15 protein-coding genes are annotated in these 14,351 nt (G+C 32.7%); 12 read left to right on the forward strand and 3 right to left on the reverse strand.

The window, feature by feature from the left end; all coding sequences use genetic code 11:
• The first annotated feature begins 407 nt into the window (after positions 1-407).
• From NMY3_RS16960 to NMY3_RS04530, 3 genes are all read left to right on the forward strand, one after another.
• The gene (locus NMY3_RS16960; protein WP_269464947.1) at positions 408-542 is read left to right on the forward strand and encodes a hypothetical protein; all 135 of its coding nucleotides are present in this window, start codon (positions 408-410) and stop codon (positions 540-542) included.
• Entirely contained in the window at positions 542-844 is a 303-nt protein-coding gene (locus NMY3_RS16965) for a VOC family protein (protein WP_269464948.1), read from the forward strand. Before NMY3_RS16960 ends, NMY3_RS16965 begins: the two co-directional genes overlap by 1 nt.
• 399 nt (positions 845-1,243) lie before the next feature.
• Complete coding sequence (locus tag NMY3_RS04530) at positions 1,244-1,486, forward strand: hypothetical protein (RefSeq protein WP_196817736.1); 243 nt, start codon at positions 1,244-1,246, stop codon at positions 1,484-1,486.
• A gap of 1,004 nt (positions 1,487-2,490) precedes the next feature.
• Here NMY3_RS04530 and NMY3_RS04535 read toward each other — a convergent pair.
• On the reverse strand, positions 2,491-2,874 hold the full coding sequence (locus NMY3_RS04535; protein ID WP_196817737.1) for a hypothetical protein: 384 nt from the start codon (positions 2,872-2,874) through the stop codon (positions 2,491-2,493).
• 221 nt (positions 2,875-3,095) lie between these two features.
• Here NMY3_RS04535 and NMY3_RS04540 point away from each other — a divergent pair, with 221 nt between their 5' ends.
• The 3 genes from NMY3_RS04540 (at position 3,096) to NMY3_RS04550 (ending at position 5,914) form a co-directional block, all read left to right on the forward strand.
• Complete coding sequence (locus NMY3_RS04540) at positions 3,096-3,308, forward strand: hypothetical protein (RefSeq protein ID WP_196817738.1); 213 nt, start codon at positions 3,096-3,098, stop codon at positions 3,306-3,308.
• Positions 3,309-3,459: 151 nt separating this feature from the next.
• The gene (locus tag NMY3_RS04545; protein WP_196817739.1) at positions 3,460-4,077 is read left to right on the forward strand and encodes a TMEM175 family protein; all 618 of its coding nucleotides are present in this window, start codon (positions 3,460-3,462) and stop codon (positions 4,075-4,077) included.
• A 670-nt stretch (positions 4,078-4,747) separates the two neighbouring features.
• Positions 4,748-5,914 (forward strand): hypothetical protein, encoded by a 1,167-nt coding sequence (locus NMY3_RS04550; protein ID WP_196817740.1) that lies wholly within the window; start codon positions 4,748-4,750, stop codon positions 5,912-5,914.
• Between the two features lie 945 nt (positions 5,915-6,859).
• Here the strand turns inward: NMY3_RS04550 and NMY3_RS04555 are convergent.
• Positions 6,860-7,357, reverse strand: coding sequence for a helix-turn-helix domain-containing protein (locus tag NMY3_RS04555; protein WP_196817741.1), 498 nt, complete (start codon positions 7,355-7,357; stop codon positions 6,860-6,862).
• 593 nt (positions 7,358-7,950) lie between these two features.
• On the opposite strand from NMY3_RS04555, the gene NMY3_RS04560 reads away from it, so the two are divergent.
• Complete coding sequence (locus tag NMY3_RS04560; RefSeq protein ID WP_196817742.1) at positions 7,951-8,277, forward strand: hypothetical protein; 327 nt, start codon at positions 7,951-7,953, stop codon at positions 8,275-8,277.
• Positions 8,274-9,761, forward strand: coding sequence for a copper resistance D family protein (locus NMY3_RS04565; protein ID WP_196817743.1), 1,488 nt, complete (start codon positions 8,274-8,276; stop codon positions 9,759-9,761). The genes NMY3_RS04560 and NMY3_RS04565 overlap by 4 nt, the downstream gene beginning before the upstream one ends.
• Before the next feature lie 710 nt (positions 9,762-10,471).
• Here NMY3_RS04565 and NMY3_RS04570 read toward each other — a convergent pair.
• Positions 10,472-10,993, reverse strand: coding sequence for a hypothetical protein (locus NMY3_RS04570; RefSeq protein WP_196817744.1), 522 nt, complete (start codon positions 10,991-10,993; stop codon positions 10,472-10,474).
• 632 nt (positions 10,994-11,625) lie between these two features.
• On the opposite strand from NMY3_RS04570, the gene NMY3_RS04575 reads away from it, so the two are divergent.
• From NMY3_RS04575 to NMY3_RS04585, 4 genes are all read left to right on the forward strand, one after another.
• Positions 11,626-12,117 (forward strand): hypothetical protein, encoded by a 492-nt coding sequence (locus tag NMY3_RS04575; protein ID WP_196817745.1) that lies wholly within the window; start codon positions 11,626-11,628, stop codon positions 12,115-12,117.
• Positions 12,118-12,477: 360 nt separating this feature from the next.
• Positions 12,478-12,627, forward strand: a complete 150-nt coding sequence (locus tag NMY3_RS16640) for a hypothetical protein (RefSeq protein WP_231100278.1) — start codon at positions 12,478-12,480, stop codon at positions 12,625-12,627.
• A 167-nt stretch (positions 12,628-12,794) separates the two neighbouring features.
• Complete coding sequence (locus NMY3_RS04580) at positions 12,795-12,974, forward strand: hypothetical protein (protein ID WP_196817746.1); 180 nt, start codon at positions 12,795-12,797, stop codon at positions 12,972-12,974.
• 290 nt (positions 12,975-13,264) lie between these two features.
• Positions 13,265-14,326, forward strand: a complete 1,062-nt coding sequence (locus NMY3_RS04585; RefSeq protein WP_196817747.1) for a 6-bladed beta-propeller — start codon at positions 13,265-13,267, stop codon at positions 14,324-14,326.
• The last annotated feature ends 25 nt before the right edge of the window (positions 14,327-14,351 follow it).

The raw sequence follows: 14,351 nt of genomic DNA on the forward strand, positions 1-14,351 counted from the left end.
GCAGATTGATTCTATTGCTAGGATGTTGTGTTTAAGAAAAACAAACCTTGGCGTTTGGTCTGTTCGCAATATGTATTAGTAACGTGCATCTACTGGGCTTAGTTGCCAAAAGATGGATCTATTAATGAGATATATCATTATAAAGTTACAACGACTGCTAACTTGGAGCTAATGCCAGACATTATTTTGAATGGTAATTCCAGATGCCTTTTTCTTATCAATCTTTTTACATTGGATTTCTAAGGCCTTTTTACAATCTTTCAATAAAACACACTTCAATGAATCTCATGCTGATAGACAGACAACAATACTTTTATTCCCTTGTTAACTTATAAATTATAATTTTATAGAACCTTAATGAGTCAGGTGAAAAAATCCCTGACGGATATCATTCTATAACCCCATATTTGATAGTAAATAATGGATCAGAAGCAATTGAGTATTACAAAAAAATATTCGGAGCAAAAGAACATGGCCGGATGATGACTCCAGATGGGAAAAGAATAGCCCTGCAGAAATTGAGATTGGTAATTCCAAATTAATGTTGGCAGAAGAATTTCCAGAAATGAATTCTCTTTCGCCAAAGACCATAGGTGGTAGTCCTGTTGGATTGTTTTTGTATGTAGACGACGTTGATAAAATCGTTAACCAAGCAGTAGCCGAGGGAGCAAAGGTGTTGATGGAAGTTGAAGATCAGTTCTGGGGAGATAGATATGGTAGCATAGAAGATCCATTTGGCCACCGATGGTCAATATCTACTCATATAAAGGATCTAACTGAAGAGGAACTAAAAAAAGCAGCAGAAGATGCCTTCGCAAAAATGTCTGAAAATAAACCAAATTAATTTTTTCATTCCAATCCCTGAGACTCCCATTATGCAAAACTGATAATGATATCCTATCTCTTGATAGGTAACTAAAAATGCTGTGTAAAAATTCGTAATCTTCAAACCTGGTATAAGTACTTGGCATAGCTTATTTGCGATATGATATTCACTTTGTTTACAATTCAACTCCGCATGAAAAAGTAATGATTGAGTTAGAACCTGATTTGAGATTTAGAATCTATCTCAATATTCGTGACAACAAGATATTACTAACCTAATGGGATTCATGTGTTTTCTACAAGTTGAAAAATATATTATTAAGAAATGAATTAAGTGATTACATTCTTCCTAGTCATATAATATGAATATTTAACATATACATTTTCATACTCATTTATTTAGCATTATTTTTATTGTTTGAATGCTAAAGCATGTCTGAAGAATATGATCCGTGAACAAGAAAATGCCTTCCAACAGCCAACGAATAAAGAGGATCAATCTGATCTAGACATACTTTTCAAGTACTTTATAAGATGTGATGCATGTTCATGGAGCACCGCCTTTTATGAAGCGTCTGGAAATATTCAGCTAAATACTGCAAAATTACTTTGCCCGACATGTTTCAAAAAGGAAGTAAGATGGTGGAAAGTCCCATTCTAAATATTTTCTAAATAGATTTTTGAATACTGTACACAATATCACAATAAAAGCTGTTTTCAAGGCACAATATACAATTTGTATCTTTGGAGGAAAAATAATATATCATAATGGTAATTCAGATCGGAATTGCTGAAAGACTATCAATGTTCAGATAGCAACGCTTAACACTGAGCATGCACAATGTACACGATGAATCTCAAGGGAAGAAAAGGGGATAGAAATTCCATGGTTACATGTAATTTATGCCATGGCGGATTAAGTATATGGACAGAAGCAGATCTAAAAATGCATGACAAAATATGGCATCAGAAAAACTCAATCAATTATTTTATTAGGCACAAAAAAGTTAATTAAACTGGATTAATTTTTTTCTTATGGTTTAAAGAACCTTTTACAAAATTATCAACTTAATGATCCTGGTTTGATGTCCTAAACATATAGAAAGGATATGGTATTCAAATTTAATGGAACTTTAAAAATCTATCTTATCTTGTCTATAGGACCTGGCTGGGAATATTGTCCATATTGATTGTAGAAAATCGAATACATACACGTACTTTTGTTATTATCCTATCTATCTCTTTTTTTGGGAAAAACACTTTCATTTAATTAAAGTTTAGGTAACAAAGACATGAATTTCTAGATAAAGGTGATGATAAGACCTGCGGAGTAATAAAGGCATCAATAGGTGTCTCGTAACCCTCCATGTTTTTGTATTGTGATATACAAGTCACTACTGACTCTATCATCACAATACTTATCACATGAATGTAGCCTTTATTACTCCACACTGGTAGGTATTCGTTCAATTGAAAGAGTGATCCTCTTCATGAATTGGTAGGTATATAACAGAAGATTCATCGGTTATTTATAGATTGCCAATAATCTCCAATCTGACACTCTAATTTTCCAATAACAATAACAATATTAAGACTATTCGCCTTACCCAGAAATCCACCCTAGGAAAGGGTGCGAGAATGCTTATGGACTATTCTGTGCTCAAATCACTTGACTATTCTTGACATGGATGAATTATGCATAAATTGAGGATCAGATCGAGTACCATAAATGGGTAACTTACCAAAATGATTATCTACACTTTCTGGATCTATATTTATGATTATTACATTGTCATTTGATTTTTGTAAAGTAGTAGGAATATCTGTTGCGGGCCCAGCTTGCAAACTTATTGTTGACGTCCCGTTATAAAGCGTAGAGTTGTTGTCTGGATGAGACACATTTAAGAAAACAAAATCTGTCATAGTATGTGTATGCCTTGTTGTACCATCAGATTTTACCATTTCAATCGCAGCATTAAAAACATCTGAAGATTGATAATTCTGAATGGAAGTATCATTTGATATGTTTAATCTCCAACTTCCATTCATAATCCAATTAACAGCACCACTTTCATTTTCTGAAAGTCCAGAATTGGACCAAAAACAAACTGGTCATCAATAAATTGAGGGGGAATAGCCATTACAGGATTTGAGATGGATCCAATATAAACAAAATTAGAAAATATGATAGCAGAAAATAATAATGTTAATGCTTTAAAATTCTGCATATACAATAAGGAAATTCATAGGTAATAATTACGACTTATTTTATGCAAGTAGATGCAAATAATTGTGATCATCCAATATTGTCAATCTTTTTTGTTCTAAATCCAGACAAACAATACAGACTAGTAGTATTGTATGGTCTTGAGGGAACCATTATTCCAAAACGTGTAATAGAATCTACAGCACTATTCATTCTCTCTCTTAACTTATGGGTAAGAAACTCTATTACAAAGCCTAAATTCATAAATCATTCTTAAAGTATTGAAGTTAATTCATTTAAACTCTAAGAACTTTGCAAGATACTTGACTATGTAATTCAAGGTAATGCGTACATCGATTCTATGCGACATATACAATGAGCCTAGAACAAAGTTTAAAATGGTATCTTTTTAATTTGAGTTATTCAATTTGTCAACAAAGGCATTTACACCTAGAATAAGATTAGAACACGTCATCGCATTTAGTGATGCAGTATTTGCATTCGCTATAACCTTAATGGCCTTAACAATCGATATCCCTGGACTTAGTTCCAACCTTACTGAAACACAACTAGTTGAAAGTTTATTTGAAATGTCTTCCCAAGTAGAAAGCTACGTTCTTAGTTTCTTCATTATTGCCCTTTTCTGGGTTTCATATCATCAGGTATTCAATCACATTAAGGATTCGTACCTCTCTATGGTTTATCTAAACTTACTTTTTCTGCTCCTAATAACACTTTTATCAATCTCCACATCTTTGGTCATAAATTTTGATTCATATCGGGTCGCATATTTGATTTATTATGGAGTAGTGATTGCAGCAAGTACATTACTTGTTGTAATTTGGTGGTATGCAATAAGGATTAACGCCGTGGGAGAAAACCTTCATCCCCTGTTCAAGAAAGGCTTGTTTACCCAATTGTTAATTCTTCCTCTAGTATTTCTATTATCCATTGTAGTATCATTTATTAACTTAAATGTCGCACAATATTTTTGGTTGATCATAATTCCCTTAAGTATTTATATTAGACACAAATTCAAACACTAACAGTTTTGTCCTTGGTATTGCCTTTTGATACTATGATTGATAGCAATAAATATTGTTATCAAAATCCGCATAGACTATTTCTACATATCCAATTGCCGTTATACAAGAATATACGAAAATAACGGTTCTTCCTTCTGAATTAAGAGTAATAAAACAATAAAACAATATCTGTTATTAAGTGGATTTTGAGCTCAATATTTGAACTTAGTTCTTATTTTACAACTTTTCTTGCTTGATTCGGTACTAGTCTTATTATAATATGTGCCAACTCAGTACGCGTCAAGAAAGGTTTCTCTACATTTGATGTATTTATGAGATATTCGACGGGTTGGAAATTAATGAGGGTGTATCTACTCTTACAAGTCTTTGTGATTTGATATACTTTTTTAACTGTCGGGGGGAATATATGGTATCTATAGTTATTTGATAAAAATGTATTTAAGATCAGTGCAATCAGATAAAATAGATATTTAGTAACTTTTAACAATCTATGTTAAAATGGACATGAGGACAAAGTAAGGATAAGAATTTTATCCTTATTCAAAAAACATCATAAGAAAAAGTTTTTAGTCCCCTATAATACAACCTACCACATTAGGTGCAAATACAGTTTAACATATACGGTCTTAGTTCAATTGCAGTTGTATCGTTCATCTTGTTATTGTCATTTGTGAGCAACGATTTTTTACATAATGTTGCTATGGCTTTGTCACCCACTTTTGAACTTCAAGAACTAATAAATGAAAATCGTGACTGGGTTCAAACGTATGGCAACAGTAATGCTTATCTAAAATCAAGCTACACTGACATACTGGCAGTCAATTATGTTAGCGACGGACAGGTTTTAAATACTACTATTTGGTTGTATTCTGGTTTTGGCAATTATTCTTCTACTTTTAATTCTACTGATAATCAATCCCCTAGAAAATTAAGCTATGGAATGCTTATTGATGCAGACGCCAACACAAAAACAGGATATAATGGTGCAGATTATGATTTTTATATAGAATCAATGGCAGGAAAATTAAGTGGATATCTTTACCAATTGTCCTCGACCGGTGGTTATATGTTAATCGGATCCAAAACTAACTTTACTCAGTCCCATACCGAATCATCTGTAGGTCCTGGTTATGTTAGGTTAAACTTGGATCTGAGTTCTATAAATTCACCCAGTGAATACAATTTATTGTTCTACTCAGCAGAGTCAATCGGATCCGATGAAGTTAGACAATTTACTAATTGGGTGACCATACCTCCTCCTAATCTGGAAATTTCCACTTCACCAAGTGACATATCTATTAGGCAAGGTGAAGAACAGTTAATTCCAGCTCGGATAAAATCCACTTCTGGTTTTTCTAATGATGTTATTAATATAACTTTGGGTGGTATTAGCAGTTTTAACAGCAAAATTGACGATTACAATATTCGATCCGGTTTTAACTCAAGTGAACTTCATGTAACTATTCAAAGGAATCAACCTCCTTTGATTAAAATAGGTGTTCCTCAACAAACTCCTGTTGGCATTTACACGATCCCTTTGGTCGTTACAATAAGGGAGCCATCGATGGCCACAACAACAAAACCAACATTTACCGCTCCTCAAGGTGGGACGATAGATCCAAAGTTTGAATTATCCAAAAAGTTTCCAACTGTAGGTTATTTAACAAAGCCTGTAAACTTGACAGTAACAGTAATTCCACCCAAGGGTATCGATGATCAATTTAAAGATTTTTGGGGAACATATGGACAGTTCATTGGAATTTTTGCAGGTGCGTTTGTAGGTGCATTTGCTAGACAAATGTTTGATAGAGCAAAGAGAAAAAAAGAAAATGAGTGATTTATCAAAGTGGGTATAGGGTAGAAAAAGTTACCATTAAAACCAAAGGATTTCTTGTTGGTAATCTCATAAGGTTAATTCTTCATCATGGGTCACTGCTTAGTATCCAATATTAACAAAGTTAGTTGAAATACCTGGTTCATCCAACTATCAATAAATCATGTTCTGGCGGTGTTCCTGCGATACCTCCGGGATTCCTATTCAATTTACATATAGTCGTCCATTCTAACTTTCATCCTATCATAGATCGTAACTGAAACATGTGGGGTTTAACCGGTATCCGTACGCATTCGCTGTCTTAAACTCCTTTTATAACTCCAACCTAGCTCGAATGTTGCCCTGCCAATCTTAAAATTGCCCAAGTTTCCTTATTCAAAGTTTATTACATTATCAGAGTCAATATTTTTGGTTGACATTATTCCTTTCAAAAGAAAATGGGATAATTTGATTATAATCAATATATCAAAATAATTTTGCAAGATTATTACTCCTTATTTATTATTCTGTACAGACTGTTTAAAGTCTACTCAATTGTTTTTCAATCCCGGCTAAAATCCTCGTCACCTATGATATACAATCCAGGAATCAAAGACAGTGAACCATATTCAAAATTGCTTTGAGGTACAGCATGATGTTGGATGTTGGATGTATGTGATGTTTGGAAACCCCTATCTCCTTTAAATAAATTTCATTTTCTAGCAATGTCTCCTCTTATTTGTCCATAAATGAACAAACTTTTTTATTTCCTGAAATGCTATTTTTAGATCATTGCACTAGAATTAATTCTAAATAAATTCTCGAAATGAGCAATACATCCTGCTTCAGATTCTTGAATAATATTAGAGGGACTGAAATTTCAGTTCTAAACTATGCATTTGTAGGCCTCAGATTCAGGCAAGTGAAGGTATTCCCCAATCACGTTTAGAACAGTCTTTCATTCCACAACTATGATGGATCTGTTTTGAGAGATAAGATGTTTACTTTGTGTTGTAATTCAGCTCTCCTGTGCTCAAGGGTTGGTATATCTTGAACATATTTACAAAATTCGACTAATTCTTCAATAGTAATTTCACCACTTTTGAGTGAATCTATAATTTGCAGTATGCGAGGTAAATAGTCCTTATAGTTTGTATAAATTGTTTCAACGGACCTCATTTCTTGAAGGCTCAAATACTGTGAGTAAATTCTCCTTATATCTTCATAATTTAGATCCAATTTAATAGCTACTTGAGTTGGTGATTTTCCCTTTAGCAACAAACTATATGCTTTGGAGGTAATAGGTTTAGTATAAAAGACTGTCTTTTCTCCTGTATATTCTTTAATTATTTTTCCAATATCCCTTGGAGATATTCTTACCATTTTTGCTATTTCTTTGTAAGTTTTTTCGTCTTTGTACAACTTAATCACTAGTTCTTTTTTTTCACTTTTTGTGAGTATTTTCATGATTGGTCTAATATGCAACTAAAATGCATAAAAGACTGATATCAGAAATTATCATTATTATCAAATTATTTCTTTGCTTTCACAAGGTTTGCAAGGTATAACCATTAAGAATGATTATTTTCACTTCACTTTAAAGCATTTTAGCATATGAAAACTTGACATGCACTGATTCTAAAATACTCTGATAATTGATCAATAAATCTCTCTTTTACAAGAAAGCATCTATTAACATAACCAAGAAAAGATATATCGCTAGAAAATACAAAAATTACATTTGATTTCCTGTATTAGGCATCGTTTGATTTTCTTTCCAATTTTTTATCATGCTTCCGGTATTGGCTAAGATGGACGTAAATTCTTTTATAATTCTTAATCAGACACTTGATTTTCAATGCAACGATGAATAAAAGATACTCTACCAAATGCAGATTTTCTGTGAGGCTATAGTGCATGGGTCTACATCAGTTGAATCCTATTAATGTCAATAATAGACTTCGATGATTGAACTAGATTAGTTATATACTTTTTTGTACACATTAGACGTAACATTGATCCATCAAATTCTAAGGAATATGGTCCATTGTTTTGGGATTTTGACACTTTTATTAATTTTAACAAATTTACAATTCCCATTTGCACGGCAGATCCCTTTGTGTTCATTTGATGGAAAAAATCATCGTATGAAGGTGGAGCGGGTCAGTGGACAAGTACCTGTTAATAATGCGACTAACTTAGAATTACTAATTATCTCTCCAAATATGAGGGGTCAGAAAAGTGCGGAAGCAGATGCCACACAACCAATTATAGGACTTGAAAATTCATTAAAAACATACAATTTGACTGAGAATAAGACTCTTGATTCAGAATTGGGACCTGCATTGTTTTTTCTTATACATGCGTATAGAGGGATTGAGTCATGATTTCAATGAAATCTTTTGTCTCTTTTTCTCTAATTATTGCTATACTTTATACATTATCGTTTGTATCGCCTATAGCTCTAGCACAAGAAGAACAGGATGACACCTTTTCTTCTGATGCATCAACCGAATCAGTAACTTCTACCTATGACGCAGTTTTAAAAGCTGTGCTAGTTATTTCACAGGTTGCACTTATTGGATTAATATTTAATCATCTCATCTTACAAAGATGTTTTCGTAACAATAAAAAAGCTCAAGAAAATAATATTAGACAATTCGTTTCTACCTCTTCCTCTCATACATCCAGGAAGTTGACCCTCCTTCTTCTGATTTGCTGTATTTCAATTATCGTGTTTTCTTCGGGAATCATCATACTTTCATCCTATGAATTGGCACAGAACTTGGAACTTGATATACCATCAGCATTTTGGATTATTTATTCAACCCCTGTTGGAGATGTTTGGATGATGAGGATTGTTACTTCTGCTGCAATAGTTGGCATCCTAATAATACATCTCATCATGATAAGAAGAAATATCAACAAGAAAAAAAGATTGAATCAAGAGCAAGGCCAAGACCCGAACCAAATTACATTTATCTACGGTAAATTGACTCAGATACTTTTGATTTCCATAGTTGTATTGAGCTCATTCAATCTTTATTCTAATAGTATGGTAAGTCATAGTAACTCATTGGATTCTTTTTCATCTTTGGCGGTTTCGGTAGATTGGATTCATTTCATGTCTGTGTCTATTTGGATAGGTGGATTATTCTACCTTACTGTTTTTTTTACAAAGAGGAATTTTATTACTATGGATCAGATCAATAGTATTGATACAAATGGTGTATCTCCTAGCTCAGATAAGAGAATTTTAGAACAAATGACTCAGAGTTTGATGTATTTCTCTTTTATCGCTGTTACTGCTATCAGTGTAATAGGTATAACCGGATTGTACTTGGCCTTTGTACACTTGCAAAATTTATCATCCTTGATTACTTCCGTTTACGGCTTAATACTTATAGTAAAACTTTCTTTGGCTTTTCCAATGATATTTATCGGTCGTTATAACCAAGTCAAGATATACAATTATGCAAAACTAATTTCATCTAATAACACCAATATTGCGCAGAATGGAGAAACCCATCCAGATTTGGACATGAAGTCAAACAGTATAGTATTCTTGAGGAAAATTAGTAAATCCTTAAAAGTAGAATCCGTATTAGGCATACTGATCCTTATCGCGGCTTCATTTTTATCAGTAACTTCTCCACCCTCTCTAGAATCGATGGACCAAAATCTCAACCACAGTAACCTAGGTGTCCAAAGTTCAAGTGGTATTTTTACATCAACTTTGACTCTTCTATACCTTGTAATATTTTTGTCAATAATGATATCAATCTTTGGCATAATAAATTTTAAGAAGAATCAAAAACAAATTTGTGAAGTAGCATCCCCTTCTACTGCTCAAAGCGCGGAGAATGGATAGAACATGCCAATCCGATGTTACTATATTTATAACTAATTAAGAATCTAGATCTTATAGAACAACGATCTCAAAACGGGGGGGGGGGGGGGGGTTAGCGACATCATTATCCATTATACGGATGGAAAATGTTATTGTTACCTAAAATCTTATTTCAAAGTAGTATTATTTGCAAAGTAGCCCGTCAATCATTATTTAGTTAATCATTAGACTATTCTAGACATTTGTAAAACTATCAAAACCCGTCTCAGGAAATCCTGAATTCTGATATTCTGTCTATTGTATGTCTTGGAATTAATTAAAAATAAATAAAATAGATAATATTTTGCCTTTAAAACCTATTACGATTTTATTCATAGGATTACTAAACATTATTTTATGGTTATGTAGTTGTAAAGTCATCTGTGTAGATGTCTTCACTTTTTAAATGATGAGATAAAAGATTACTGAAATAGTGTCGTCGAGTGATCGTTTATTTTTCTAATATATTAACATGTTCTATTTCTACTGAGATTCATGATACCATACTTAAATAGGTATTATGGTCATTATCATGCAAAACCATGTATAACTAGGTTTTTCCTACTCCTACTATACAATCTAAAGGTGTTTGATCCCTTGCTCCACCTAATCAAAATATTTTCGTAGATAAAATAAAGTGTCGAACTGAAATCGTTAATAGGCTAATTCTAAAAAGAATTAACCTTATAGGGTTATTTGCACAGATCTGGGACTTCTACACAGATAAGATGCTGAGTTCCATAAATTGGAGTACTTCCAAAGTGCTTATTGGTTAAATTACCTTCAACAGTAATGGCTATTGCACTATCATCTAGTAGACTTATTTGTGTTGGTATATTAGAAACTGGTCCATCCTTTAATGTTACTGTAGTAGTTCCATTATATGTAGTAGAGTTGGAATTACTGTCAATAACTGGATCTCCCGATAACTTCAAATCATATATCGAATGGGTATGTTCTGCTGTACCGTCAAGATTGATCATATAGAAAGTAGCGTTAAATGCAGGAGAGGATGCATTAACATCAGTAAATTTATACACTCCGCTAATTATCCATGCTGGTTCTGTTGTGTTACCATTATTTGAATGACCCGATATGGCTCCCTTCAAGACAGTAGGGTCGGGATTAGAAGGATTTTGAGCAAGAACGTGGTTCAAATTAAATCCTGCAATCGTAGAAACAGAAACTGCCAGCAAAAAAATTGCCGAAACCATTTTATAGATAGTTTTCATCATCCTTTCTCAAGAAATATAGTATTTAAATTTCATCAATATGAAATAATGATATTATATCGGATCTGATGTATACATACATTACATTGTATTTCTTGAATAAATAATCTTTGACTTATCTATTCTATCAGCTTATCCCAGACCTTAGTGGCGAATAAAGATATTGCAAGTCTATTTATATAACTTAAATAACTTAATCTTGATATTTTGTATATTGTCTTGATTTTTTTACTTCAATATCTCTATTAGTGATATTATTCTAAATTTAGAACAATTATTCTTCTAATAAGGCATCCAATCTCTAATAATTTGAACTAAGAGACTAATTAGCCCAGAGGACTTTAATTCCATTATATATACGGAGTTAGCTAGTCTATTTCGTCTTATGATTCTCTTTATATCCATTAAAATTTGGAATAGGCTTCTAGTGTCCTATTCCTAACAATAAACCTTGATCGATATTTGTCAATTAATAATAGAAAGTTATTTGCATGAATATCCAGGTATTTGCATTAGCAATCTGATTATACATTTTTTGACTGACTATGGATTTCGATTTGTTGTGTATCAACTTTTTCATAATGAATAAATTCATGAGTATGGGGATAATATTATTGGTCAGTCCCTTAATGAACGTCTTATTTTTCTCTTTGTTAACATTTACACTCTTACTCACATACTTCTCTTTACTATCACTTAACAATGAATACTTTGCAAAGGCACAACAACAAACACAGTCACAAACAAGGATAGGTGCGCCGCTAGCTATAGTCCCTGGTCTTACAGGCAATATTCTTACTGTAGTTTCTTTCCTGGTAGGAACATCGTCCTTTATTTTAGGATTGAGGATTCAAAGTGCATCTAAAACAGCAGCAGTAGCAGATCAAGGAGCTCCAACGAATCGATTAACATCATCATCTGTAATTACCAAATATTATGAATTATTGATAGTCGCACTAGTTGCCCCATCAATAGTTATCAATATTTATGGTATACTTTTAATTTCGAGCCACTTATATGTAGAAGATACTCCTTATTTGTTACTACTTTTTGTTCTTTTTATACCAATAGGGGCTATTTTGTTTTTAGTCAAAAAATTACATTGAAAGACACACCTTTGGACAAAAATATTTGATATGAGAAACACTTGTTTCTAATCCCATGATTTGTTAATCGTTCCAGTCATTTATCATGCATTGAATTCATTTTACAATAATCTCTTTATTATTGAAATTAAAGATGTTTAGGATATCGGGTATAGAAAATTCAAATGGCTATAAAATAGGAATACAAGATGATCAATCTGCTATCACTCTATATCCTATTGGGGGCATTCAATTTCGATAATCTTTGCTTATGGTCAATTGTGACCGTGAAGTTTTATATTAAGAAAATTAGTTATCAACAGATTTTTTCTATAAAATCATAAATAAATTATTAAGTTGCGATATCTTACCTTTATAATAATGGTGGATTTAGTATGCGAGATGTGTTATTATAAAGGAGATAAAACTGAATTTGAGGCAAGTAGTGATTACTGCAGAGAATGTCTTTGTGATCACGCGATGTGTCCGAAATGTGGAGCCCCATATCATTCTGCTACCATTACAGACTAGAAAAAAATAAGAATGTTGTTGTTCTTATTATCACTGATTTTTCTGTATAATATTTTCTAAACTATCTCATTTTATCGAAACACAATTTCCTGTTTGTAATCCTTGTTAAGGAATATAAAGACTATATTGGAATATTACATTTAAGAAAGGATATATTAATCACATTAATGAATGATATCACACAGCGTAACGATATGTTACTACTTGCACTACTTGATTTTGTTGTACCTCTGGGTTTATTTATTAGTATTTATCTAACAAAAGAAAACTATTTAACTGAAAATAATAAAATGATATACACTCAGATATATCTTACAGGATCTTATTATTTTCTAGAAAAAATGTGACTAATTATAATTCTCAACTCACATCATGAACATCATATTGTTCTCAAAAGAAAAACAAGTCAATAAAATATTTGATATTTGCATTTATGATGGTATTGGTCGTATTTAATCTATATTGTCGTGTGGTTTAAGTTTGATTATATCACCCCTCTTTATGTCCATTAATCTATATTTTTTAGCATTGATGTTAAATTATTACTTGAGTTAAATATATACCTAATGGGAGTAACAAAGAGAATAATGGAAAAATACTTATAGTACCAACAGTAACATTCATTCGGTATAAATGTATGTCGACTGATAAAAGAAATATAATTGGTATAAAAAGTTATGGAAATGAACAAATTTTGAACTTGTTTAATGTCAATGAACGCAATTGGTTATCTGGACGTTTCATTCCTATGGTACTAGCCTTATTTGGTATTACTTTAATGACAACATTGGATTCCTATTCTCCGATGGTTTTTGGACAATCTGCATCTCAACCTCAGAATCTATCCTTTACTTATTATACTAATTGGGGTTCAGTGGGTGAGGAAGATGGGCAATTTGACGGTCAGAATGATGTTGACTATTTTAATGGAAAAGTATATGTTCCAGACTATGCAAACCACAGAATCCAAATATTTGATCCTGAAGGTAATTTCTTGTCTAAATTTGGAGAAGGTGGAGAAGGCGATGGTCAATTCCATAAGGCATCAGCACTTTCTATGGATTCAGAAGGAAATATTTACGTAGCAGACCAGTTTAACTATCGAATCCAAAAGTTCGATAATAACGGTACATTTTTGGCAAAATGGGGTTCTGAAGGCGCAGGAGACGGTCAATTCTTACATCCACACGTTCCTGCAAATGATGCTACAGGCAAGCTGTTTGTAACAGATAGAGATCATCCAAGTGTTCAGGTGTTTTCAACGGATGGTGAATTCTTATATAGATGGGGTTCTGAAGGCGAAGGCGACAGTCAACTTTCAAATCCAGAAAGTTCTATAGTAGATTCCAGTGGAAATGTGTATATAGCAGATTATGGCAACGACAGGATACAAAAGTTTAGCAATGACGGCACCTACTTATCCCAATGGGGAACAAAGGGTACAGAAAATGGCCAATTCCAAGGTCCGTCTGGTCTTTCCATAGATAGTAACGATAATATTTACGTTACAGATAAGAACAATAACCGAGTACAGGTATTTACTAAAGACGGTCAATATATTACGCAGTTTGGTGGCGGCGCTGATGCTGGAGAAGGACAATTACTTGATCCTGAGGGTGTAGGTGTTGATAAAGAATCTGGGACTGTGTATGTTGCTGATACGGGTAACACACGTATAGTTGTATTCAAACCTAATTAGCAATCCTTATCCTATTTTTTATAAA

The organism is Candidatus Nitrosocosmicus oleophilus (assembly GCF_000802205.1).
GTDB lineage: Archaea > Thermoproteota > Nitrososphaeria > Nitrososphaerales > Nitrososphaeraceae > Nitrosocosmicus > Nitrosocosmicus oleophilus.